Origin of the sequence: Mycobacterium sp. 360MFTsu5.1, assembly GCF_000383495.1 — a bacterium.
Taxonomy (GTDB): Bacteria; Actinomycetota; Actinomycetes; order Mycobacteriales; family Mycobacteriaceae; genus Mycobacterium; species Mycobacterium mucogenicum_B.
Map to the genome: position 1 here is coordinate 242,451 of NZ_KB911468.1, position 24,716 is coordinate 267,166.

The 24,716-nt window shown below is 68.1% G+C and carries 19 protein-coding genes and 2 tRNA genes; 11 read left to right on the forward strand and 10 right to left on the reverse strand.

The window, feature by feature from the left end:
* Positions 1 to 27: 27 nt before the first annotated feature.
* Positions 28 to 100: transfer RNA gene (locus tag H289_RS0118305), tRNA-His, on the forward strand.
* A 90-nt stretch (positions 101 to 190) separates the two neighbouring features.
* A complete protein-coding gene (locus H289_RS0118310; protein ID WP_225433747.1) occupies positions 191 to 775 on the forward strand; it encodes a GNAT family N-acetyltransferase in 585 nt (194 codons plus the stop codon).
* Between the two features lie 2 nt (positions 776 to 777).
* Here the strand turns inward: H289_RS0118310 and H289_RS0118315 are convergent, their stop codons facing one another.
* Positions 778 to 1,131 (reverse strand): nuclear transport factor 2 family protein, encoded by a 354-nt coding sequence (locus H289_RS0118315; RefSeq protein WP_029105407.1) that lies wholly within the window; start codon positions 1,129 to 1,131, stop codon positions 778 to 780.
* 389 nt (positions 1,132 to 1,520) lie between these two features.
* Positions 1,521 to 1,593, reverse strand: a tRNA-Lys gene (locus H289_RS0118320).
* A 408-nt stretch (positions 1,594 to 2,001) separates the two neighbouring features.
* Between H289_RS0118320 and H289_RS33440 the strand changes: the two genes are divergently transcribed.
* Positions 2,002 to 2,166 carry a hypothetical protein gene (locus H289_RS33440; RefSeq protein WP_020102268.1) on the forward strand — a complete coding sequence of 55 codons (165 nt, stop codon included), beginning with the start codon at positions 2,002 to 2,004 and terminating at the stop codon, positions 2,164 to 2,166.
* A 10-nt stretch (positions 2,167 to 2,176) separates the two neighbouring features.
* On the opposite strand, the gene H289_RS0118330 is transcribed toward H289_RS33440, so the two are convergent.
* Positions 2,177 to 2,401: a DUF3618 domain-containing protein gene (locus H289_RS0118330; RefSeq protein ID WP_020102269.1), complete on the reverse strand. Its 225-nt coding sequence runs from the start codon at positions 2,399 to 2,401 to the stop codon at positions 2,177 to 2,179.
* A gap of 91 nt (positions 2,402 to 2,492) precedes the next feature.
* On the opposite strand from H289_RS0118330, the gene bcp reads away from it, so the two are divergent.
* From bcp to H289_RS0118360, 6 genes are all read left to right on the forward strand, one after another.
* The gene (gene bcp / locus H289_RS0118335) at positions 2,493 to 2,966 is read left to right on the forward strand and encodes a thioredoxin-dependent thiol peroxidase (RefSeq protein WP_029105408.1); all 474 of its coding nucleotides are present in this window, start codon (positions 2,493 to 2,495) and stop codon (positions 2,964 to 2,966) included.
* A gap of 160 nt (positions 2,967 to 3,126) precedes the next feature.
* Positions 3,127 to 3,369, forward strand: coding sequence for a hypothetical protein (locus H289_RS0118340; RefSeq protein ID WP_020102271.1), 243 nt, complete (start codon positions 3,127 to 3,129; stop codon positions 3,367 to 3,369).
* A 102-nt stretch (positions 3,370 to 3,471) separates the two neighbouring features.
* Positions 3,472 to 4,242 (forward strand): FadR/GntR family transcriptional regulator, encoded by a 771-nt coding sequence (locus H289_RS0118345; RefSeq protein WP_020102272.1) that lies wholly within the window; start codon positions 3,472 to 3,474, stop codon positions 4,240 to 4,242.
* Positions 4,243 to 4,283: 41 nt separating this feature from the next.
* Positions 4,284 to 5,903 carry an AMP-binding protein gene (locus tag H289_RS0118350; RefSeq protein WP_020102273.1) on the forward strand — a complete coding sequence of 540 codons (1,620 nt, stop codon included), beginning with the start codon at positions 4,284 to 4,286 and terminating at the stop codon, positions 5,901 to 5,903.
* Positions 5,890 to 6,666, forward strand: coding sequence for a class II aldolase/adducin family protein (locus H289_RS0118355; RefSeq protein WP_020102274.1), 777 nt, complete (start codon positions 5,890 to 5,892; stop codon positions 6,664 to 6,666). The genes H289_RS0118350 and H289_RS0118355 overlap by 14 nt, the downstream gene beginning before the upstream one ends.
* A 15-nt stretch (positions 6,667 to 6,681) precedes the next feature.
* Positions 6,682 to 7,950, forward strand: coding sequence for an amidohydrolase family protein (locus H289_RS0118360; RefSeq protein ID WP_020102275.1), 1,269 nt, complete (start codon positions 6,682 to 6,684; stop codon positions 7,948 to 7,950).
* Between the two features lie 147 nt (positions 7,951 to 8,097).
* Here the strand turns inward: H289_RS0118360 and H289_RS0118365 are convergent, their stop codons facing one another.
* Positions 8,098 to 9,426, reverse strand: coding sequence for a dipeptidase (locus tag H289_RS0118365; protein WP_020102276.1), 1,329 nt, complete (start codon positions 9,424 to 9,426; stop codon positions 8,098 to 8,100).
* Between the two features lie 48 nt (positions 9,427 to 9,474).
* On the opposite strand from H289_RS0118365, the gene H289_RS0118370 reads away from it, so the two are divergent.
* Positions 9,475 to 10,113 carry a LysE family translocator gene (locus H289_RS0118370; protein WP_020102277.1) on the forward strand — a complete coding sequence of 213 codons (639 nt, stop codon included), beginning with the start codon at positions 9,475 to 9,477 and terminating at the stop codon, positions 10,111 to 10,113.
* Positions 10,114 to 10,201: 88 nt separating this feature from the next.
* Here the strand turns inward: H289_RS0118370 and acpS are convergent, their stop codons facing one another.
* The 4 genes from acpS to H289_RS0118390 all read right to left on the reverse strand — a co-directional run bounded on the left by acpS (position 10,202) and on the right by H289_RS0118390 (position 22,399).
* Positions 10,202 to 10,594 (reverse strand): holo-ACP synthase AcpS, encoded by a 393-nt coding sequence (gene acpS, locus H289_RS0118375; protein WP_020102278.1) that lies wholly within the window; start codon positions 10,592 to 10,594, stop codon positions 10,202 to 10,204.
* A 43-nt stretch (positions 10,595 to 10,637) separates the two neighbouring features.
* A complete protein-coding gene (locus tag H289_RS0118380) occupies positions 10,638 to 19,853 on the reverse strand; it encodes a type I polyketide synthase (RefSeq protein ID WP_020102279.1) in 9,216 nt (3,071 codons plus the stop codon).
* 536 nt (positions 19,854 to 20,389) lie between these two features.
* Positions 20,390 to 21,115 (reverse strand): DUF1906 domain-containing protein, encoded by a 726-nt coding sequence (locus H289_RS0118385; RefSeq protein WP_020102280.1) that lies wholly within the window; start codon positions 21,113 to 21,115, stop codon positions 20,390 to 20,392.
* 81 nt (positions 21,116 to 21,196) lie between these two features.
* Entirely contained in the window at positions 21,197 to 22,399 is a 1,203-nt protein-coding gene (locus H289_RS0118390) for a low temperature requirement protein A (protein WP_020102281.1), read from the reverse strand.
* Between the two features lie 157 nt (positions 22,400 to 22,556).
* Between H289_RS0118390 and H289_RS0118395 the strand changes: the two genes are divergently transcribed.
* Complete coding sequence (locus tag H289_RS0118395) at positions 22,557 to 23,294, forward strand: IspD/TarI family cytidylyltransferase (RefSeq protein WP_020102282.1); 738 nt, start codon at positions 22,557 to 22,559, stop codon at positions 23,292 to 23,294.
* Here H289_RS0118395 and H289_RS0118400 read toward each other — a convergent pair.
* Positions 23,291 to 23,896 (reverse strand): hypothetical protein, encoded by a 606-nt coding sequence (locus H289_RS0118400; protein WP_020102283.1) that lies wholly within the window; start codon positions 23,894 to 23,896, stop codon positions 23,291 to 23,293. The genes H289_RS0118395 and H289_RS0118400 overlap by 4 nt on opposite strands.
* Positions 23,893 to 24,699: an Rv1363c family protein gene (locus H289_RS0118405; RefSeq protein ID WP_155944171.1), complete on the reverse strand. Its 807-nt coding sequence runs from the start codon at positions 24,697 to 24,699 to the stop codon at positions 23,893 to 23,895. Before H289_RS0118405 ends, H289_RS0118400 begins: the two co-directional genes overlap by 4 nt.
* Between the last annotated feature and the right edge of the window lie 17 nt (positions 24,700 to 24,716).

Sequence of the window (24,716 nt, forward strand, 5' to 3'; positions counted from 1 at the left end):
CGACGCTGCTTCTGAGAAGCAGCGATGGTGGCTGTAGTTCAGCTGGTAGAGCACCAGGTTGTGATCCTGGGTGTCGCGGGTTCGAGTCCCGTCAGCCACCCCGAGGTAGAACATCGCCTCACCTGCGCGTAGCGGGTGAGGCGATGTTTGTTTTCCGGGGGTCTCGCGCCCGGCTGGCACAGTGGTGCACGTGGGTGATGCGATCGAGTTGCGAGCGTCCTGCCTCGAAGGACCCCGAGTCCGCCTTCGCAAGGCGCGCGACGAGGACGCCGAGGGCCTGATCGAAACGCAGACCGACGAGCGGGTACGCCGGTATCTGGGCGGACCGCGACCTGTCCACGAAGTGCGCGCCGTGCTCGAAGGGGTCGGCGCGGCAACGTTATTGGAAGCCCCCGGCTGCTACATCGCGACGGCCAAGGATTCCGACGAGATGCTTGGGACGGTGACGCTGAGTCGCCGTCGCAACGACGTGCCCGGCCATCTGGACCCCGGCGGCGACGAGCTCGAGCTGAGCTACGTCTTCCGTCCGCACGCGTGGGGTCGGGGCTATGCGAGCGAAGCCGCGCGGCTACTGCTGGAGTACGCGGCCGGCGAGCTGGACGACCAACCTGTCGTGATCATCACCCAGACCGCCAACCGCGCCTCGCTCCGCTTGGCCGAGCGCCTCGGGTTCAGTGTGGTGGCGACGTTCGAGCAGTACGACGCCGAGCAGGCGCTGGCGACCGCTCGGCTGGCCACGTTCCTGCGCACCGAAGCCCTTCGCGCCGACTCCTAGGGTCAGCAGGGCACCTGGTCCAGGAAGCCGTGCACCGACCGGATGCGGCCGTCGGCGTCCGTGGCCAGCACGTCGAATCCGATGATCGGCGGCTGCTCCCCCGCCGGCCCCAGGCCCCACTGGAAGCGGGCCTGGTTGTGGTGGCTGTCCGGGCCGCTGACGAGCGAGAAGACGAATCCGGGGAATTGGGTGTGGACCGCGCCGATCACGCCGGAGATGGCGTCGTGACCCGCGACGTCGGCCATCGGATCGGTGTAGGACGCCTCGGGCGTCCAGTGGTCGTCGAGCAGCGCCTTCCGTTCAGTCGGGTCGGTGGCGTTCCAGGTCTTCAGGTACGCGGTGACGATGTCGTTCATGCTGACCTCTTTCATGTCGGGTTGGTCAGCTCAAAGCTTGGCGGCCGAAACGCGGCAAGTCGATTACTTGGCAGGTAATGATGTTCTGCCGCTTGGGCTTTCGGCGACGACGCCTTCTTCGGCCTGCGCTTCGCGGCGTTGACCCTGGGCCTACGGCGCGAAAAACCGAGTAACGCAGGCCCTCAGCGCAGAACCAACACCAGACTGGCGTTCACCCTGCGGCTGGGGCGCAGAAAGCCGAGTAGCCAAGACCCACACCGCAGAGCCGACCCACGGCCAGCGTTCACCCTGCGACCCAGGCGCAAAAGGCCGAGTAGCGGAGACCCGCACCGCAGGGTCAACCCGAAACGACGAAAGCCCCCTCCCGAAGGAGGGGGCTTTCGCATCTGTGCGCCGTCAGGGTTTCGAACCCCGGACCCGCTGATTAAGAGTCAGCTGCTCTACCAACTGAGCTAACGGCGCGCGAGAGAGACCTTAACAGCCCGATGGCCGCAGGGTGAAATCGTATGGTCAGCGCCGTTTCCGGACCTCGATCGCGGGTATCCATACCGGGTCGGACGGCCCGATGGACCCGCCACACAGCCTTGGAGGTGTCCAACATCACACGCGACGGACTCACCGCCCACCTGCGCACCACTTGAGCCGGCCGAAACCCGCACCACCACAGCGAATCCCGGTCGAACAGTAGCCAATGCACACCTGTCAAGACCCTGTATACACACATGATCGTCAATAGCGGTCTGCCGCCGCAAACCGTCAAAAATCACATAGACCTGCAATTTTGTGACGAGCCACCGAAAAACAGAGTTAGCTGAAACGGCGTATGATGGTGTAGAAATATAGGTGACGACGACTGAAGGGAGTTAGCTGATGACACCCATCGCCGGTGCAACCTACGCGGCGCCGAGTGCCGACGTTGCGGCAGCAGCCGACGACGCCCTGGTCATCGTCCACAACTGCACCCGGCTGGGCCGGGTCGCGAATCCCCCGCGCAGCTGGCTGCCAGGCTGGCTGACACCGCGCCGCGGGAACTAGAAAAGCCGGGTTATCCGCGGATCTTGCGGATAACCACCACCAGCACCACAACGCCGAGTCCGGCGAACGTTGCGATGACCGCGGGCTTGGACGCGATCGCGATGGCCTTGGCCTTGGCGTCGTCGGCCAATCGCTGGGGGTTTGCCCGCTCGGCGAGGGCGTCCACCGTCAACGCCAACTGATCGCGTGCACGATCGATTTCCTGCTTGATCTCGTCAGGATTCCGGTCAGCCACTTCAGCCCTCCAGCTCGCGTTGCTCCTAGGCGCTCTACCCTAGAGCAGCTTGCCGCAACAGCAACGCCTGGCCGACAGAAGGGACCTCCCGGTGGCACCGACCCCGCGACTCGAAGTGGGCGACAAAGCCCCCGCATTCAGCCTGCCCGACGCCGACGGCAACACCGTGAAGCTGTCGGACTACAAGGGCCGCAAGGTCATCGTCTACTTCTACCCCGCAGCTTCGACACCGGGCTGCACCAAGCAGGCCTGCGATTTCCGCGACAGCCTGGCCGAACTCAACGAGGCGGGGCTCGACGTCGTCGGCATCTCCCCCGACAAGCCCGAGAAGCTCGCCAAGTTCCGCGACAACGAGGGCCTGACGTTCCCACTGCTGTCGGACCCCGACCGCAAGGTGCTCACCGCCTACGGCGCCTTCGGCGAGAAGACGATGTACGGCAAGACCGTGCAGGGCGTCATCCGCTCGACGTTCCTCGTGGACGAGAAGGGCAACATCGAGGTCGCGCAGTACAACGTCAAGGCCACGGGCCACGTGGCCAAGCTGCGGCGGGACCTGTCGGTCTGACCATCTGCGCCACCCGGTTCCCGGCTGAGCAGGTCGCGCCGGGAACCGGGTGGCGGCCCGCCCAACCACGTGTGACAGCTGCGTGGCCGTTCGGCCAATCGTTGTCTCCACCGGCGTTGCGCGAACAGCCGCAGATGCGTTCAGGTGCAAGACTTTTGGCGTGACGCACAACATCCACATCCGGACTGTCGACAGCAGCATTCGCTACCCCCAGGCGCTGAGCTATGGCGAGAAGGACCAGGTTCTCTGGGTCCAGATCGGCGAAGACGCCGACCACTCGGACACCATCTATTTCAGCCCGTCCTACTGGCAGCAGTACTCCGTGGACCCCCACAGTGAGGATCCGCTCGATCTGGAATTCGACGAAGACGACGACGAAGACGATGAGGACGACGACGAGTAGAACCCCGGCGCCGGGGGTACGACGTTTCGTACCCCGGCCACACCGGATAGACCGGGCGCCGGCTTCGACCACCCCGGCGCCCCGCTCTGGCACACTCGACCCGTGGCCGCGCCCGACGTCCGTTTCCGCCGCCTCGCCGAGCAGGTGGCCGACGAGTTGCGCCGGCGCATCCTCAGCGGTGACCTCCCCGACGGCAGCGTGCTGCCGACCGAGGATGAACTGCTGACCGAGTTTCCGATCAGCAAGCCGTCACTGCGCGAGGCGATCCGAATCCTGGACGCGGAAGGGCTGCTCAGCGTGCGCCGCGGCAAGCTCGGCGGCTCGGTGGTGCACCGGCCCAGCGCGAGCAACGTGGCCTACACCATGGGTCTGGTTCTCGGCGCGAACCAGGTGAGCCTCGGCGACGTCGGCGCCGCGCTGCAGCAGGTGGAGCCGGCCTGTGCGGCGTTGTGTGCGCAGCGCGCGGACCGCAAGACCGCGGTGGTGCCGGTCCTTCGGCACATCCACGCCGAGTCGGTCGGGTCGGTCGAGGATCTGGTGGCGGTGACATCCGCGAGCCGGCGCTTCCACGAGGCATTGGTGCAGCACTGCGGCAACGAGACCATGATCATCCTCGCCGGGGCCCTGGAGAAGCTGTGGTCGTCGCACGAGCTGAACTGGTCACGGCAGTTCACCGACCACGCCGGCATTCCGGTCGACGAGCGCCGGGCCGCACTGGAGGATCACCGCACGCTGATCGACGCCATCGAAGCCGGCGACGCCGAACGCTCGCGGGAATTGGCCGCGACGCATCTGCTCGATGCCCAGCACTACCCGGGTTCGGCCGGTGTGGTCGACCCGGCGATGGTGCGCACCCGCACGCGATCTTCGTGAATCCTTGACAAAGTGCGCGCTTATTTTCATATGATTTGAAGATGCGGCCTGCGGAGGCGACCACGATGGACATGGCGGTCACGGGTTCGCCGGCATTCACCGCCGAGGACGTCGCACGCTTCCACGCCAATGGCTGGTGGACCGAGTCCACGATCTCGGATGCCGTGCGCGCAAACGCCGCGCGCACCCCGGACCGGGTCGCATATGTGGACTACCCGAACCGGTCGCTGACCTGGCGTGAATTCGATTCCGCGGCAACTGCTTTGGCCGGTCAGTTGGCCGGCGCCGGCGTACGCCCCGGGGACCGGATCGCGGTGTGGCATGGCGACACCACCGCGATCCACGTGCTGTTCGTCGCCATCGAGCGATGCGGCGCGGCGGTCGTCGGTGTCGGAGCACGCGCCGGAATCCGCGAGGTGACGGCCATTCTGCAGAACGCCGAACCCCGACTGCTGGTCACCGATCCCCCGCGGCAGGCTCAGGCCCACACCGTGGCCGGCGCCATCGACTGCCCGCTGCTGACCCTGGACGAACTGTCCGTGGGTACCGACTCGACCGACGTGAGCCCCGAGGCCCAGCTGGGCGCCGACGACGTCTTCCTCATCAACTCGACGTCGGGCACCACCGGGCTACCGAAATGCGTCGTGCACACCCAGAACCGTTGGTATTACTTCCATCAGCAAGCGGTCGCCAACGGCCTGCTGACATCCGACGATGTGTTCCTTCCGGTCATCCCGACCCCGTTCGGCTTCGGGTTGTGGACCACGCACATCACCCCGATCCTGTTGGGCACCAACAACGTCCTGCTGGACCGGTTCACCGTCGCCGCGGCGTGCGCGGCCATCGAACAGCACAGGGTCACCGTGTTGTGTTGTGTCAGTACCCAATTGACCATGATCATGGCCGAACCGGTGGCCCGTGAGTACGACCTGAGCTCGCTGCGGGTGGTGTTCACCGGTGGCGAGGCCCTGCCCTACCGTCCCGCGCACGAGTTCGAAAAGCTTACCGGCGCAACGATTCTGCAGTTCTACGGCTCCAACGAGACGGGCCTGCTCAGCGGCACCACGGTGCACGACTCGCTCGAGCACCGGCTGCGTACCGGCGGCCGGATCGTCGCGGACATGGCCGTCCGCCTCTTCGACGGAGACACCGACGTCACCGACACCGGCCGGGGCCAGCCCGCCTGCCGCGGGCCGGCGACCAGCCTCGGCTATCTGGGTGGCACCGACCACGACAAACTGTTCACCGCCGACGGCTGGATGCGGATGGGCGACATCTGCGAAATCGACGCCGACGGCTACCTGCGAGTGACGGGCCGGACGTCCGACTTCATCGTGCGCGGCGGCAAGAACATCAGCGCTGCGCAGGTCGAGGACGCCGTCATGACGCATCCGGCTGTCGGCCTCGCGGCGGCGGTGGCCATGCCTGATCCGGTGTTCAGCGAAAAGGTCTGTGTCTACGCCGAACTGATCGGCGCGGCCACGCTGGAACTCGACGACCTGTGCACGCACCTGCTCGCCCAGGACGTTTCGAAGGAACTGCTACCCGAGAGGCTGATCGTGGTCGACGAGCTCCCCCGATCCTCGGGCGGCAAAGTCGCGAAAGGCCAACTGCGCGAGGATATCCGCGCCCGGATGGGAGACGGTCATGACCGCAGCTGAAAAGCCCCGCCGCGGCGGGCTCGAAGTCTGGGCGCCGTCGGTGACGCCGCCGATCGGTGTCGACCTCACCGACGAGCAGGCCATGGCCATCGCGTTCCGGCACCTCGCGACCATCGACTTCGCCGAGAATCTGGCCGGGCACATCACCTGGCAGCCCGACGGCCGGACCGACATGTACGTCAACCCGTGGGGCCTGTGGTGGCAGGAGGTCGCCGCTTCCGACATCTGCGTCGTCGACGAGGACGCCCGCGTGCAGCGGGGCCGCTGGGACGTCACGCCGGCCATCCACATCCACACCGAGCTGCATCGCGCCCGCCCCGATGCGCGCGTGGTGATCCACAACCACCCCTACTACGTGTGCGTGCTGGCGGCGCTGGGCCGGCTGCCGGAGTTGGTGCATCAGACCGGATCGCTGTTCCTGGACGACCTCTGCCTCGTCGACGAATACGACGGCGAGGTCGACAGCCCTTCCCTCGCAGCCGAATTGGCGGCCCGGATCGGCGCGGCGAACACGACCATCCTGGCCAACCACGGCGTCATCGCCACGGGCCGCAACCTCGCCGAGGCGGTGTACCGGGCCGCCTCGATCGAGCGGGTCTGCAAGCTGGCCTACGACGTCCTGCTGACGGGCCTGAAGCCGAGCGAGATGAAGTGGTCCGACATGGTCGGCATGAAGTCCTCCCTGATCGAGCGCGCGGCCGACGTGTACTGGGCCGGCGCTGCCCGCATGACCATCAAATCCGATCCGTCCGTTCTCCAGTAAAGGCGTTGGTACGACATGAAATCCATCGACGATCTGGCCGCCAATCTCGATTTCACCGTCGCCAAGACCGGCGCGGACCGCACCGTCACGCTGCTGCCAGACCCGCCACGTGCCGCGCGCCGCTACACCGTGATCTCGGTCGACGACCACATCGTCGAGCCACCCGACACCTTCACCGGGCGGCTGCCGAGCAGGTTCGCCGACCGGGCGCCGCGGGTCGTCGACACCGCGGGCGGCGGCCAGACCTGGGTGTACGACGGCCAGGAGCTACCCAACGTCGGGTTCAACGCCGTGGTCGGCCGTCCTGTGTCCGAGTACGGCTTCGAGCCGGTCCGGTTCGACGAGATGCGCCGGGGCGCTTGGGATATCCACGAACGCGTGCGGGACATGGACCTGAACGGGGTGTACGCGTCCCTGAACTTCCCGTCGTTCCTGCCAGGATTCGCGGGCCAGCGCCTGCAGCAGGTCACCACCGACCGCGACCTGGCGATGGCCTCGGTGCGGGCCTGGAACGACTGGCACTTCGATGTGTGGGCCGGTTCGTACCCGGACCGGATCATCCCCTGTCAGCTCCCCTGGCTGCTGGACCCCGAAGTGGGCGCCAAGATGATCTACGAGAACGCCGAACGCGGCTTCCATGCCATGACTTTCAGTGAGAACCCGGCGATGCTGGGCCTGCCGACCATCCACTCGGGCTACTGGGATCCGATGATGGCGGCCTGCGCCGAGACCGGCACGGTCGTGAACCTGCACATCGGATCGTCGGGCTCCTCCCCCTCCACCACCCCGGACGCGCCGCCGGACGTGCAGGGCGTGCTGTTCTTCGCCTACGCCATCTCGGCGGCCGTCGACTGGCTGTATTCCGGCCTGCCCAGCCGGTTTCCGGAACTCAAGATCTGCCTGTCCGAGGGCGGCATCGGCTGGGTCGCCGGGCTGCTGGACCGGCTCGACCACATGCTGAGCTACCACTCGATGTACGGCACTTGGGAACGGCTCGGCGAAAAGCTCACTCCGGCCGAGGTTTTCACCCGCAACTTCTGGTTCTGCGCGGTTGAGGACCAGTCGTCGTTCGTGCAGCGCGACCGCATCGGCGTCGACAACATCATGCTCGAAGCCGACTACCCGCACTGCGACTCGACCTGGCCGCACACACAGGCAACCATCCACGAGGAGATCGGCAACCTGCCCGCCGACGTGATCCGAAAGATCACCTGGGAGAACGCCTCTCGGCTCTACCAGCACCCGGTGCCCGAGTCGGTACAAAGAGACCCCGAGTCGTTCTGACCGAGCGCGCGCAGCCGCTCACCCCAACGTGTTCGATCCAGACCCGTCGCAAATCGTGACATTGTCACAAAACCGGACATTGTCAGCCGGTGATGACAGGTCCAGATCGAACATGCCACAGAGACTCGTGTCGAATACGCGGACGTCCTAGCGCCCGAGCGCGTCCAACAACAGCGCTTCGGAGATCGCGGCCTTCTCCAGCACGCCCAGGTGCAGGCTCTCGTTGATGCTGTGCGCCTGGGTGCCGGGGTCCTCGACGCCGGTGACCAAAATCGTTGCGTCGGGGAAGGTCTCGGCGAATTCGGCGATGAACGGGATCGATCCGCCCATCCCCATGTCCACCGGGGCCACCCCCCACGCCTGCGTGAACGCCGAGCGCGCCGCGTCGTACACCGCACCACTGGCGTCGATGGCATACGGCTGGCCGACGTCACCCGGGGTCACGGTGACCTTGGCGCCCCAGGGCGCGTGACTCTCCAGATGCCGCGTCAGCGCGGCCAGATGCGCCAGCGCATCCCCACCCGGGGCCACCCGCATGCTGACCTTCGCCCGCGCCCGCGGAATCAGCGTGTTCGACGCCTTGGCGATCGACGTGGTGTCGATGCCGATGACCGTGATGGCCGGCTTGGCCCAAAGTCGTTGCACCACAGAGCCGGAACCGATCTGCTGCACGCCGTCGAGCATGCCGGTCTCGGTGGCGACCCAGTCGGGCCCCCGGTCGACGTCGGCGGCGGTGCCCTCGTACAACCCTTCGACCGCAACGTTGCCGTCGTCGTCATGCAACGTGGCCAGCAGCCGCACCAGAGCGCTCAGCGCGTCGGGCACCACGCCGCCCCACAGCCCGGAGTGCAGGCCGTGGTCCAGTGTCGCCACCTCGACGACGCAGTCGGCAAGGCCGCGCAATGACACCGTCAACGCGGGCGTCTCGGTGCTCCAGTTGTCCGAATCGGCGATGACGATGACGTCGGCCGCCAGCAGGTCGCGATGCGCAGCGAGCAGGGCACCCAGAGACGGCGAGCCCGATTCCTCTTCGCCCTCAACGAAAACCGTCACGCCGACGGGCGGGTTGCCGCCGTGGGCCCGCATGGCGGCCAGGTGCACGGCGATGCCGGCCTTGTCGTCGGCGCTGCCGCGGCCGTAGAGGCGGCCGTCGCGCTCGGTCGGTTCGAACGGTTCCGACGCCCACTGCGCGGCGTCGCCCTCGGGCTGCACGTCGTGGTGCGCATACAGCAGGACGGTCGGCGCGCCCTCCGGCGCCGGGTGGCGGGCGATGACGGCCGGCGCCCCACCCTCCTGGACGATGTGCACCTCACCGAACCCCGCCTCGGACAACAGCTTTGCGGTCAGCGCGGCGCTGCGGTGTACCTCGGCGTGCCGGGCCGGGTCGGCCCACACCGACTGGATGCGGACCAGGTCCTCCAGGTCGGCACGCACCGACGGCAGCACCTCACGGACGCGGGCGACGAGATCAGCCATGACATCGAGCGTAGTGCGCGCCCTCACCAACCGGCGTATCGTCACCGCATGCCGTCGATGGGTCATCTGTTGGCGTTCGGGCTGATCTCGTTCTTGGTGATCGTGGTACCCGGCCCGAGCGTCTTGTTCACTGTTGGCCGGGCGCTGACGGTCGGACGGCGCCAGGCGTTGCTGACAGTGGCAGGCAATGCGATGGGCGCCTATGTACAGATCCTCGCCGTGGCCCTGGGCGCCGGTGCACTCATCTACGCTTCGGCGCTGGCTTTCGGCATCATCAAATCGATCGGTGTCGCATACCTGATTTATCTTGGCGTCCAAGCCATCCGGCATCGGCACGCCCTCGGTGAGGCGCTCACGGGTGGCGCGTCCTCGATCCGGCCGCTCCGGGTGCTTGCCGACGGCTTCGTCGTCGGAATGACCAATCCCAAGACGATCGTGTTTTTCGTCGCGGCACTACCGCAGGTGGTCGACCCCGCAGTCGGGCACGTATCGACTCAGATGCTCATTTTGGGTGTCGTGTTCCTCGCCATCGCGGTGACCTCTGACAGCATTTGGGCTTTGGCGGCCGGGCTGGCCCGAGACTGGTTCGCGCAGTCGCCGCGGCGCATCGCGGCCATCGGCGGTGCCGGCGGACTGGCCATGGTCGGCCTCGGTGTCAGCCTCGCGGTCACGGGCCGCAAAGACTGACCGGGCCGCTCACGCTGGCGAGTAGACGTGAATACCCCCAAAATCTGCTGATTTTGGGGGTATTCACGTCTGCTCGCGCAGAGAAGAACTAGTCCTGCTCGAGCACCGCGACCGCGGCCGCGGTGTCGCCCTCGTGGGTCAGGGACACGTGGATGGCCACGCCCTTGAGGTGCTCGGCGATCTCGCCGGACAGCCGCACCTTGGGCCGGCCCCACATGTCGGTGACGACCTCGATGTCGCGGTGGATGCCCTCGGGCAGCACCGGACGCTTCGAGAACCGCGAGCCCGACCACGCCTTGATCACGGCCTCCTTGGCCGCCCAGCGGGCTGCCAGGTGCCGTGCCGCCGACGAACTCTTGTCGGCGGCGTCACGGCGCTCACCTGGGGTGAACGTCTCCGCGAAGACGGTGCCCGGCTGGTCGACCTGCTCGGCGAAATCCGGAATCGAGACCAGGTCGATGCCCACACCCAGGATGCTCATGGGCAACAACCTAGCGGACCCAATCCCGATACCTCAGAAGGCCTCACGAGCGGGCGTACCACCCGTCCTCGCCCAGACGCGCGTCGGCGTCGAGCAGCATGTCGGCTTCTTGACGCTTCTCCGGCGCATCGTGGTTGAAGCGGCGGTCGGCCGGCTTCTCGTACAGCGCGCGCCCACCGGCGATCGCCGACGCCAACCGGTGCTGACCGGCCAGGACCCGCTCACCGGCACGGCGCAGGTAGTCCTCACGCTCGGCCGGATCGAGGGCCGCCACCAGCGCCTGCGGGTGCACCAGAGCGATGAGGCCCGACACGTGACCGAAGCCGAGGCTGGTCACCAGACCGGCCTTGATCGGCAGGCGGTCGCCGAACTTCAGCGTCTCGCGGACCCACACGAAGTGCTGCGCGTTGGACAGCTCGTCGTCGACGCAGTCCAGGCTGCGGTTCGGCGGGATGACGCCGTCGCGCAGAATCTGGCACAGGCCCAGCATCTGGAACGCCGCGGCGCCACCCTTGCTGTGTCCGGTCAGGCTCTTCTGGCTGACGATGAACAGCGGGTTGCCCGGGGACCGGCCCATCGAGGCGGCGAGGCGCTCGTGCAGCTCGGTCTCGTTGGGATCGTTGGCCAGCGTCGAGGTGTCGTGCTTGGAGATCACCGCGATGTCGTCCGGGGTGACGCCCAGCTTGGCCAGGTCGCGCACCAGCTGCGACTGACGTCCACCACGGCCGGCACCCAGCGCGCCCAGGCCCGGGGCCGGGATCGAGGTGTGCACACCGTCACCGAACGACGACACGTAGGCGACGACGGCCTGGATGGGCAGACCCATCTTCACCGCGAGGTCACCACGCGCCAGCAGGACGGTGCCACCGCCCTGGCCTTCGACGAAGCCGAGACGACGACGGTCGTTGGCACGCGAGAACTTCGAGTCGCTGATGCCGCGGGCCCGCATCATCGCGGTCTCGGCGGTGGCCGACATGTCGCCGAAGCCGATGATGGCTTCCAGTGTCAGGTCGTCGTAACCACCGGCGACCACGAATTCGGCCTTGCCCAAACGGATCTTGTCGACACCCTCTTCGACCGACACGGCCGCGGTGGCGCACGCGCCGACCGGGTGGATCATCGCGCCGTAGCTACCGATGTACGACTGCACGACGTGACCGGCGAAGACGTTCGGCAGGACTTCCTGCAGGATGTCGTTCGGCTTGTTCCGGCCCAGCAGGTTGCCGTGGTACATGGTCTGCATCGAGGTCATGCCGCCCATACCGGTGCCCTGCGTGGAGGCCACGAGGCTCGGGTGCACCCAGCGCATCAGCTCTTCCGGCGAGAAGCCGGCCGACAGGAACGCGTCCACGGTGGTGACCAGGTTCCACAGCGCCAGGCGGTCGATCGAGCTGGCCATGTCCGGCGTGACGCCGTAGACCTGCGGGTCGAAGCCGGTCGGCACCTGGGCGCCGACGGTCCGCGACAGCTTGACCTTGCGCGGCACGCGGATCTCGGTACCGGCCTTGCGGGTGACCTGCCAGTCGCTGCTGTCCGGCACCGGCGCGATGACGGTGTGCTCCGGATCGAACTGGTGGAACGCCCGGGCGTCGGCCTCGGCGGACACGACGAAGGAGAAGTCCTTGTCGAGGAACACCGAAACCAGCAGCGGCGCAGCGTGATCGGGGTCGATAGCGCCGTCGTCCACCCACTCGCGGATGCCGACGCGCTCCAGCACGACGTCGTGGTAGCGCTCGACCAGTTCGGACTCGTCGACCAGCTCACCGGTGTTGGTGTCGTACCAGCCCGGCTTCGGGTCGTCTTCCCACTTGACCAGACCGGTGGTCCAGGCCAGCTCCAGGACGCCCGCGGCCGACAGCTCGCCGGAGACCTCCATCTCGAAGCGGGTGCGCGACGAGCCGTACGGGCCGAGTTCGGCACCGGACACCAGCACGACCATGTCGGCCGGGTCGATGTCGAGGTCGGCCCACTCCGGAGCCGGCGCGGCCTGGTAGCCCCGCGGCGGTGACGGCAGCGCCGAGATGGTGCCTTCGAGGTCTTCCTCGTCGACAGCGGCCTCGGCCACCATCTCCTCGCGGGCCTTGGCGGCCAGCTCGGCCATGTCGAGCTCGATGTCGCCGAGGCCACCGGTGAGGTCGACCTGGATGGGCTCACGGGCGGCTGACACCTTGGCGTCGATGCTGCACAGGTTCAGCAGCATCGAGGCCATCTCTTCGGTGGTGTACGTGATGACACCGGCTTCCTCGACGGCACCCACGATGGCGTCGTTGTGGCCCATCAGGCCGGTGCCCTTGGTCCAGCCGATCAGCGCGTGCGCCAGCGAAACTCGTTGCGACCACGAGGTTTCCGCCTTCCAGCGGGCGACGACCGCGTCGAGCGCAGCCTTCGACTCGCCGTAGGCGCCGTCGCCACCGAACATGCCGCGGTTCGGGGAACCGGGCAGCACCACGTGCAGACGCGACGCGATGTCACGCTCGGAGCCGATGTGCGAGAGCCCACCGATGAGCCGCTGCACGGCCCACAGCAGGACCTTCATCTCCATCTCGGCACGGGCGCCGGCCTCCGACAGGTCCCCGGCGACGCGCGGTGCGGCGAACGGGAACAGCAGCGTCGGGGTCTGCGCGTCCTTGAGGTGGATGGCCTTGGGGCCCAGGTTCTCGACCTGCTCGTTGCCGACCCACTCGACCAGCGCGTCAATGTCGCTGTAGGAGGCCATGTTTGCGGGCACGACCCACAGCTGGGCACCGAAGCGGGCGTTGTCGCGGTACAGCGTCCGGTAGAACGCCAACCGGCTGTCGTCCAGCTTGGACGTGGTCGCGATAACCGAGGCGCCACCGGCGAGCAGCTGGCCCACCACGGACGACGCGATCGAGCCCTTGGAGGCACCGGTGACGACCGCGACCTCGTTGGCGTAGCGGCCCTTCTCCGGGTTCTCCGCACCGGCGGCCGCGCGGCCGTACAGCGCGGCGTGGAGGGTGCGGCCGGCGGCGAGCGCCTTGCCCTGCCACCAGCTGGCCTGCGTGGCCACCACGTGTCCGGCACCTTCGAAGCTCTCGGAGAGCTTGGCCCAGTCGCGGTTGACGTCGTCCTCGTCGAGCAGCCAGATGCGTGCCAGGTCCTCACGGGCGCTGGCCCAGCGGTCGTCGAACAGCACGGCCTTGCGGGCGTCGAACGACGGAGCCACCAAACGCGGCCAGTCCGAACCCAATTCGGCGGTCACGAGGTCGATCAGCTCGGAGTCGGTGGCGTCCGGCGCGGACACCGGCGTCTGCAGACCCAGCTCGCCCAGGATCAGCCGGGCGGCACCGGCCAGCACACCGTTGGGCCCGGTGACCTTCTCGGCGAACTCGTTGAGCGCGGCCGAGTCGACCACACCGCCACCGGCACCGCCGGCAGACGGCAGCGACACGGCGATGCCCTTACGCGCACCGACCGCGGTGACCGCGGCGTCGATGACCTTGTCGACGGCGTTCGCGTCGGCCAGTGCACCGGAGTGCAGGCCGCCCATCTCGCCGCCGCGGACGCTGCTGCCCTCGCGGGTGCCCAGCGCGACCTCGGCGGTGACGTGCTTGGCCCAGCCGGGGCCCAGTTCCCAGGCCTTGCTGACGCGCTCGGCGATGTACGCCGGACGCTTGCCCGAGGGGCCGAGCACCGTGCGCAGCTGGTCGTTGATCGCGTCGGAGAGGACGGGACCGAACGGCTTGTAGGTACGGGCCAGCTTGGTGACCTGTCCCTTCAGACCGGCCAGGTCGGCTTCCGCGGCACCGTCGATGGCGCCGAGGTTCAGCTCCGAACCCAGGTCGACGAGCAGCTGGTTGCGTCGCGACGACGCACCGTCGGTGATCGACTCGATGGAGTCCAGCGGCTCGATCTGGTCGATGCGCATCTTCGCCGACAGCGCGATGAGCGCCATGGTGGCGTCGGCGGCGTCGTACGTGATGTCGTCCGGACGCGGGCCACCGGCGGGCGCCGCGGGAGCGGCGGCCGGAACCGGTGCTGCGGCAACGGCTTCCGCCGGGGCCTCGGCTGCGGGCGCGGCGGGGGCATCGTCCTCGGGCTCCGGATCGGTGTCGGTCGCGAACAGCACCGCGGCGTCGCGCTCGACGTTGAGCACCTCGGTGGTGTTGTGCGAGTACTCCGGCAGCTTCAGCGTGTTGGTGGCCAGGCCGGCAACCGTCGGCATGGTCTTCACACCGACCTCGACGAACCGCTCGACCCCGAGGCCGCCGGCAGCTTCCTCGATGAACAGCAGGTCCTGCGTCTCGATCCAGCGGACCGGGCTGGCGAACTGCCAGGCCAGCAGCTCGATGACGGTCTTACGCATCAGCTCGGACGGGTTGTCCCGGCGCCAGGTGTCGTAGTCTGCGAGGATCTCGTCGAGCGGCTCGGCCGGCACCAGGTCGCGGATCTCCTGGATGAAGTCCTTGTCCAGGGTGAAGGGTCGCGGCACCAGGTTCGGGATGTACTTGCCGACCAGCAGCTCGGGGTCCTGCCCGTGCGGCATGACGCGGTCCAGCGCGCGGCGGAAGTCGGCGACGCCGACCCGCAGCACCTCGGAGTGGAACGGCACGTCGATACCGGGGACGAGGATGAACGAGCGCTTGCCACCGGTGATTTCGCGACGACGCTCGATCTCGGCCTCCAGGGCCTCGAGGCCGCGGACGGTACCGGCGATCGCGTACTGCGAACCACGCAGGTTGAAGTTCACGATCTGCAGGAACTCACCGGTCTCCTCGGCGATACCGGCGACGAAGTCGGTGACGTCGTTGTCGTCCAGGTCGATCTGCGACGGCCGGATGGCGGCCAGGCGGTAGTCCGACCGGCCCTTGGCGTCACGCGGGACGATGTCGTGCATCTTGCTGCCGCGGTGGAACACGACCTCGAGCAGCGCCTCGAGCTCGTACACGCCGGACACGCAGGCCAGCGCGGTGTACTCACCGACGGAGTGGCCGCAGGCGATGGCGCCCTCGACGAACGCACCCTGCTCGCGCATCTCGGCCACCTGGGCGGCCGCGACGGTGGCCATGGCCACCTGGGTGAACTGCGTCAGGAACAGCACGCCGTCCGGGTGGTGGTAGTGCACGCCGCTGGCGATGATGCTGGTCGGGTTGTCCCGGACCACGTGCAGCACCGAGAAGCCCAGGGTCTCGCGGGTGAACTTGTCCGCGGAGTCCCAGATCTTGCGGGCGGCCTTGGAGCGGGCACGGACCTCCATGCCCATGCCCTTGTGCTGGATGCCCTGGCCCGGGAAGGCGTAGACGGTCTTGGGCGCGGCCAGCTGAGCGGTCGCGGCCATCACCAGGTCGCCGCCGACCTTCGCGGTGACCTCGATGATCTCGGCGCCGCGGTCGATGCCGACGCGGTCGACGCGGAACTCGATCTCGTCGCCCGGCAGCACCATGCCCAGGAAGCGCGAGGTCCAGCCGACCAGGCGGGCCGGCGGGGTGGCGCGGCCGTCGGTGGCGGTGACCACGTGCTGGGCGGCGGCGGACAGCCACATGCCGTGCACGATGGGCGATTTCAGGCCGGCCAGCAGCGCGGCGGCGCGGTCGGTGTGGATCGGGTTGTGGTCACCCGACACCACGGCGAAGGCACTCATGTCGACCGGCGCGGTGACGGTGACGTCGCGGCGACGACGGCGCGGCGTCTCGGTGGCGTTGTCGGTGATCGCACCGCCGGCGCGGACCGGGTCGGTCAGCTCGGCGGCACCGCTGCGGCCGCGGATGGCGAAGCGCTCTTCAAGGCGCGCCAGCTCGGTGCCTTCGGCGTCGGTGATGCTCACCGACACCGGGACCACACGGCCGACCTCGGTGTCGACCGCGGCGGAAGCCGTTGCGGTGACGGTCAATTCGGCCTTCTCGGCCGGCATCGGGGCCAGCAGGTGCGCGGCGTGGTCCAGGTGGACCAGGCTCAGCAGACCTTCGACGACCGGGATGCCGTCGTCGGTGACGGCAGCGCCGATGACCGAGAACACGGCCGGCCAGCAGCGGCCGACGAGCGCGTCGGGCACCAGCGTCAGGCCCGGCGCCAGCGGGGCGCCGAAGGTGGCGGTGACGCCGGTGTGGTCGGCGACCTCTTCGGGGTCCCACTGCGCGGTGACGGTCGCGACGTTGTCGGTGACGGCCGGCAGGGCGTCGACGCCGTCGGCACCCGCGGCGATGGCGAGCACTGCGCGCATCGCGGCCGAGGCGTCCTCGGTGGTGACGACCGGCATGCCGCCGTTCACGGTGGCGGTCGGCAGGGTGAAGCGGATCGCGATCCAGATGTCGGACAGCGGCACGTTCAGGACGACGCCGTCACCGTCGAGTTCCAGCCGGGAACCGGTGGACGGGTGTGTGGCCGAACGGTTTTCGTTGACCTGCCACTCGCTCGGGGCGCCGATGCGGTGCACCGGGTTGATGGCGGTGCGGCCGGCCCACAGCACGTCGGGCGAGTCGAGGACGACAGCCAGCGGGCCGGTGATGTCGGCACGGGCCTGGCGGCGCGAGACGACCGGAACCGGCTTCACGCCGGCGGCCAGCACCTCGTCGATGGCGGCCTGCTCGAAGCGGTCCAGCAGTTCACCGACGGGCTCGTCGACGCGGGTGATGCCGGCGACGGCAGCGGTGCCCGGGATGATGCAGACCTGGTCGGCGTCGTAGCGGGCGTCGTGCGCCTGCCACAGCGAGTCGCTGCGCCACCAGCGGCGCACGTCCTTGTCGATGACCGGGACGAAGTTGACGGGCTTGCCGAGCGTCTTGCACAGCGTGATGAAGAACGGGACGTCCGCCGGGTGCAGGCGCAGGGTCTCGGCCTCGGGGTACCGGGCGAGCAGCTCGGCGATGGCGCGCTGCGGATCCTCAAGCAGCGCTTCACCTTCCGCGGTCGCCGGGAACAGCGTCTCGATGCGGCCGGCGTCGGCCGGGTTCAGGCGGGCCTCGGCACGCTGCAGCATCTCCTCGAAGCGGTCGCGCCAGGTGATGTCGAGCCACGGCGAGTGGGCGCGCTTGGTGTCGGCGGTGCTGCTGCCGTCGCCGATCGCGAGCTCGACGTAGCGCTGCAGCCACTGCTGGTAGGTCATGTCCGCGACGTCACCGAAGTACGGCTTGGCGGTGTTGGCCATCGCGGCGATGATCTCGTCGCGGCGCTCGGCGACGGCGTCGGCGTCACCGGCGACCTCGTCGAGCAGGCGGCCGCAACGCGACGCGGTGTTGTCGATCTCGTGGATGTCCGCGCCCAGCTGGCTGCGGCCGGAAGCCATGCCGCCCTGGGCCTTACCGGCGCCGACCCAGTGATCGGTGCCCTTGGTGTCGACCAGCAGCTGCTTGACCTGAGGCGAGGTGGTGGCCTCGAGGGTGGCCATGGCGGCGGTGCCGACCAGGATGCCGTCGACCGGCATCAGCGGGAAGCCGTAGGTCTCGGCCCAGCGGCCGGACAGGTACTCGGCGGCGCGCTCGGGCGTGCCGATGCCACCACCGACGCAGATGGTCAGGTTGGCCTGCTTGCGCAGGTCCGAGTAGGTGCTGACGAGCAGGTCGTCGAGGTCCTCCCACGAGTGGTGGCCACCGGCGCGGCCGCCCTCGACGTGGACGATGATCTCCCGGTCCGGGACCTCTTCGGCGATCTTGATGACCGACTTGATCTGGTCCACGGTGCCCGGCTTGAACACCACGTTGGTGATGCCGATCTCGTGCAGTTCCTCGATCAGCGCGACGGCCTCGTCGAGCTCGGGGATGCCGGCGGTGACGATGACACCGTCGATCGGGGCGCCCGACTGGCGCGCCTTCTGCACGATGCGCTTGCCGCCCAGCTGCAGCTTCCACAGGTAAGGGTCCAGGAACAGCGAGTTGAACTGGATGGCGCGGCCCGGCTCGAGCAGCTGCGTCAGCTCGGCGACGCGGTTCTCGAAGATCTCCTCGGTGACCTGACCGCCGCCGGCCAGCTCGGCCCAGTGGCCGGCGTTGGCGGCCGCGGCGACGATCTTGGCGTCGACGGTCGTCGGGGTCATGCCGGCGAGCAGGATCGGCGAGCGACCGGTCAGGCGGGTGAACTTGGTGGACAGCTTGACGTCGCCGTTGGGCAGCTCGACCGCGGTCGGCGCGAAGCTGGACCACGCGGGCTGCACGACCGGGGCGGCGCCGACGGTGAACAGCGAACGCTGGCCGGCGCGGGTGGCGGCGGGCACGATGCCGATGCCGAGGCCGCGGATGATCGGCGAGGTCAGGCGGGTGACGGTGTCGCTCGGGCCGAGATCGATGATCCAGCGGGCACCGGCATCGTGCATGCGCTCGACCTCGGCGACCCAGTCGATGGGCTTGACGAAGATGGCTTCGGTCATCGCGTGGGCCAGCTCGGTGTCGATACCGCATTTGGCGGCCCAGCGGTCGACGACCTCGATGCCGTCGGCCAGGCGCGGGGTGTGGAAGCCGACCTCGACCTGCACGCCCTGGAAGACCGGGCTGAAGACGGCGCCGCCGCGCAGCTTGTTCTTGCGCTCGGCCTCGTCCTTCTCGGTGATCTTGCTGCAGTACAGCTCGAAGCGGGCCAGCTGCTCCGGGGTTCCGGTGATGACGACGCTGCGGCGGCCGTTGCGGATCGACAGGACCGGCGGCAGGACGGTGCGGACGTCCTTGGAGAAGTCTTCGAGCAGTTCGGCGATGCGCTCGGGGTCGACGTTGGTGACCGACACCATCGGCGACTTGTCGCCGCGGCCGACCATGCCGCGGCGGCGCGACACGAGCGAGCCGGCGGCACCGATGAGCTGGAGGAGCGCGAGGAGTTCGGCGTCGCGGGTGCCGTTGGCCTTGAGCGCCTCGGCGGCGATGATGCCCTGCGAGTGGCCGGCGACGGCGACGGGCGGGGTGCCGGCCAGGTCGAGGCCCTGACGCTGCACGGCGCGAATGGCGGCCATCTGTGCCAGCAGGATGCCGGGGCCGGAGATGGCGGCGGTGGTCAGCTGCTTGGCCGACGGCAGCGGCTCGTCGGCGGCGAGGGCGCGCACCCACTGCATGGGCTCGAAGCCGATGGGCCGTACGACGACGAGCTCGCGCGCGACGGGCTCGAGCAGCAGGGCCGCTTCGCCGACGATCTCGCTGAGCTCGGATTCGATGCCGGCCGAGCTGACGAGCTCTTCGAGGTTCTCCAGCCACGAGGCACCCTGACCACCGAACGCGACGGCATACGGCTCGCCGGCGTTCAGCAGGTCCACGAGAGCATGTGCGCTCGCCGCCACCGCCTCGGTGTTGCCACTGGTCACATTGCGGTGCTCGTTGATCGTCATGCGTCCCTCTCGTCTTTGCCGCGCGAACCGGTCAGGTGCTTGGTCTTGGTAGTCGGCCCTGGGGCAACGCGATGCGACGTCGGATCACGTGAGGCCCGTGCTACGTCTGGCTCCCGATTTTTCGGGTGCCTGAGAGCCGGGCCGACTGCACTAAGAGTGTCATAAGATTCGCGGCATTTTTCGGCCGGAAATGGTTACCAACGAGTTCTACGGATCGGTAACCACCTACGTGGGTAACACCGCGTCGTGGGACTGCCCGTACCCAACAGGACAAACGTCCTGTTGGCGGCTGGTTACGGTCGAGTAGCAACAACATCGCTGATCAAAGCGGTATTGTTATCAAATCGTGACCATGCTTGTGACGGTGCCGAACCTTACTAATGAGTAGGAAAAGACCCGTTCCAGAAAACACTCGACAATGACGGTCCGTGTGTCTATACGGGCGGTAAGTTACCGAGCCGCCATTTGCTGCGGTTTCATCTCGTTTTCTTAGAGCCGGCCGCCAGCTAACTACTGAGCGGTAATCTGCGCGGCCGTCAGTCCCACTGTCCGAAGCGCGGCTTGAGGATGTGGTTGATGTCGACGCCGACTCCCCCGACGTGACGCTTGTCGATCTCCACCTGATGCAGTGCCGCCGCCGGATGCGCGGCACCACCGGGCGAGCCCCAGTTGTGCTGCCAGAAGTACGACCCCAAGCCGTCCTGCACCGCCCACTCGATGGTCTTGGAGTTGGCGTACACGCCGACCCGCTGGTGACCCAGCACCGATTCCCAGCCGCGCAGGTACGGGGCAACCTGCGCCTTGTACTGGGCCGGAGTCGGATCGTCGTCGATGGACGCGTAGATCGGCGCCCCGACCGGACCGCCCGCCGCGGTGTGCAACGCGAACCCGCGCTGGGCGTGCTGCACGCCGGCGGCGTGCCCGCCCAGCCAGTCGGCCGTCGACTCCTTGCCGTACTGGTAGCACGAGACGATCTTGAGGCCGCCCTTGTAGAGGTCACGCGCCTCCGGCAGTTCGATGGGCTTGCCCAGCATCCACGCCCCGCCCGGCCGCCGGTCCGAGACATACCGGATGGCGCCCAGTGCCCCGGCCGACCGGATATCGGACGCGCTGAGCACCCCCGCCGCGTAGTCCAGCAACACTCCGTACGGGGCCGCCCAGGCGGTCGTCGCGCCGAGCACCGATTGCAACCCGGCCCCCAGGCCGACCGCCGCCGGCGCGGCTGCAGCGTATTTCAGCAGGTCACGACGCGAAATTGCCACGCGTCTCAGGATATGACAGCTACCTCTTCCGACCCGTTAGCCACACCAGTGCGCTTTTGTCCCACACGTGCCTGCTCAACGTCACGTTTGGCGCGCGACCGCCTCGGCGACGTGCCGGTGCCCAATGATCTCGAACCCGGCCACGCTCACCATCGGCGCCAGGCTGGCCACCAACAGACAGAGCGCCATCGGCACCCCGACTGCGGCGAGCACCACCGTCGCGATCAGGACCAGCGCAGTCACCACCACAAGCAGCACGTGCAGGGCGTCCACCGAGCGCAGCATCAGCGCGTACAGCACGTAGACCAACGCGATGTAGACGCCGACCGGGATCACCACGCTGAGCACCGTGGCCACCGATCCCAGCGTCGAGTGGTGCTGGATGTAGTACGCGGCGGTGTGCAGGCCGGCACCGGTCGCGACGATGGCGCCGTACACCGGCATGTGCAGGTACCCGAACCAGAAGCCCCGCTCGCGGTGCGCGTGCAGGGCGTCGGCTGACGGCACCATGAAGTACACCCACCACATGCCGAAGGTCAGGGCCGTGCCCGCGATGGCCAGCAGCACCGCGTCCCACGACCAGCCGTGCTCGCCGACGACAGCCGACAGTGAGGCGACGGTCCCGACGACGCCCTCCCCGAGCGCGATGATCGCGAGCAGTCCGTAGCGTTCGGCGATGTGGTGCGCGTGCCACGGGGTTCCGCCGCACTTGGTCTCGGCGATCATCGGGCCGCCCAGTTCGATGAGCGCCAACAGCACCCAGAAACCCAGTGTCACGGGCACACTCGTCGGCAGGAACACAGTGCCGACCCAGCCCACCTGGACCACCGCCACGATCCAGACGTACGTCATCGCCGCCGCACGCCGTGACGGATCCTGCTTCGCGGCCCGTAACCACTGGCCCACCAACGCAATTCGCATCACGACGTAACCCGCGACCAGCACCGCGTTGTCGACGTGGTGGCCGTGCTCGATCGAGGCGTAGAACGCGGGCAATCCGAGCGCCAGGACCAGTACGCCGACCATCTCGATCATGGTCATCAGGCGGAACACCCAGTCATCGGTGTCGTACGCCGAGGCGAACCAGGTGAAGTTGATCCACGCCAGGCAGATCGCGAAGGTGGAGAACACGAAGCCCGTGATGCCGGCGCCAATGTGGCCCGCGGCCAGCATGTGCGACAGTTCTGACGCCGCGACGCCGAATGCGACGACGAAGGTCAGGTCGAACAGCAGCTCCAGCGGAGTGGCGACGCGGTGCCTTTCATGCGGATCGCGTCCCCGCATCGGTGTCAATCGATGGGCGCGCACCGCGCTGTGTGGGTCGGGAGCGTCCTGCTGCGTCCCATGCATGCCGTGTCCCTTCAACGATCCGGGCCCCGTCCGGGCCGCATCACGGTAAGCCTGCCGCAGATCCCCGCTGTCGTCCCACTACCGTGAAGACGTGTCCGCTCCCCCGATCGCCGTCGGCGTCGTCCTTGCCGCCGGCATCGGATCCCGGGTCGGGGCCGACGGCAACAAGGCCTACCTGCAACTGGCCGGCCGCAGCATGGTGGCGTGGTCGGTGGCGGCCGTGGCCGCCAGCCCCCGGGTCGCCCGCACCATCCTGGTGTTCCGCCGCGGTGAGCGCGACCAGGTGGTTCGCCTCATGGCCGACGAACTCCCCAGCACCACAGTCGAATTCGTCGAAGGCGGTGACTCGCGGCACGGCTCCGAACACAACGTGCTGAGCTACCTCGCGGCCGATATCGATGCCGGCGCCGTCGACGTGGTGCTGATCCACGACGCCGCCCGTCCGCTGGCCGGTGCCGACCTGATGGACACCGCCGTCACGACGGCACGCGAGCGGGGCGGCGCCATACCGGTGCTGCCATCGGGCGACGTGCTGCGCCTGACCGAGAACGGGCTCAGCGCCATCGACCAGTCGTTGGTGCGGGTGCAGACACCGCAGGCTTTTCGCGCCGCACCGCTGTGGCAGGCGTACCAGGACGCGGCCGCTGCCGGGTTCGAGGGCACCGACACCTCGTCGTGCGTGGAGCGCTTCACCGACATCGAGGTCCACGCGATCGCCGGATCGGCCCAGAACTTCAAGGTGACATTCGCACACGACGTGCAGGTCGCCGAGCGCCTGCTGGGCCGGCTCGGACGCGGACAGGAATCTGAACCGCTCGCCGCGAACTAGACCGGGTCGAAAGCGGAGATCAACCAGGCGCCGTCGATCTTCTTCATGGAAATCTTCACCGCGCTCTGGGCGAACGTGCCGTCCGGATTGTCCTTGCTCACCGTGGTCTGGTTGATGAATGCCAACACGAGCGCCGACTCCGGCGACAGATCGGAGACAGCGGCCCGCACGACCGTCGCCTCCGTCTTGACGGACTTCTCCTTGACCGCGCGGGTCACGACGCTGTTGGTGAAGTCCGTGTAGAACTTGACGAAGTCGCCGGTGAGGTGGGATTTCGCCGACGCGAAGTCCTTGTCCATCGTCTGCGGGGCGTACGACAGCATCGCGACGGCGCCATCGGATGCGGCCTTGACCACCGTCTCGGCCACCGCGGCGTCGGTCTGCTGATCCGGGCGGTACTGCTTCAGATACACCCACACGGCGAAGCTCGAGGCCACCGCCAGCATCAGCGCCAACAGCGCCGGCAACAACACCCGGGCCCGCCGGGTCCGAAGCGATTCACCGCCGGCCTCGGATTCGGCCGGCGTGCCGGCCGTCGGCTCCTCGGCCGCGGGCTCGACATCGGTTGCCGCCGTAGTGGCTTCGTCATCTTCTGCGGTCACGGCACGAACTCGACTTTCGCTAGCTTGATCTGGCCGCCGTCGCGGACCACGTCGACACTGAGCCGCCATGACCTGGGCTGCTGTTCCTTGCTGACGGCGTTGGACACCCGGGTGGTCACCGCGAGCAATACGTTGGCGGTGTTCTCGGTCATCGACTGCACCGCCGTGGCACTCACCGTCGCCACGGTGACCGCCTTCGACGACTCGGCCACCTTGACGAAATCGCCTGCCTGGGCTTGGAAATCCTTCTTGAAGTCCCCGGCGGTGCTGTCGATGATGCGCTGCACATCCTGCTTGGCATGGTTGAAATCCAAGGACATCAGGTTCACCACGCCCTGGCTCGCGCCGGCCGCATATTCGGCCCGCTGGCGCGCATCCGCGTCGGTTTTGTGGTGCTGCCACATCATCCAGCCGCCCAGCCCGACCAGTCCGAGCGAGATCACGACGATCAGGGTCGCCGCGACCACGGTCAGGATGACTCGCCGCGAATCACGCTGCGCCGGCGCCGGCGGCGTCTGTGCAACAGCCAGATCGGTGTCGATGTCGTCGGCAGCATCGGCCGCCGCGGGCGGTTCGGTCTCCTCAAGATCAGCGGTGGCAGCCACTTCGACGTCTGTCGCGGCACCGGCATCGGAGTCGGCTTCGCGCGCCGCGACCTCCTCGGTTTCCGCCGCGGCGCGGCGCAGCCGGATCGCCTTGGCCCGGGCGCGGGCTGCGGCCGCCATCGCTTCCGCCTCGGCGGCCTCCGCCTCGGCCTCGTCGGCCGCCAGCGAGAGCGCGTCGGGCGACTCGGGCCGGCCCATGCTCGGTTCGTCCATAC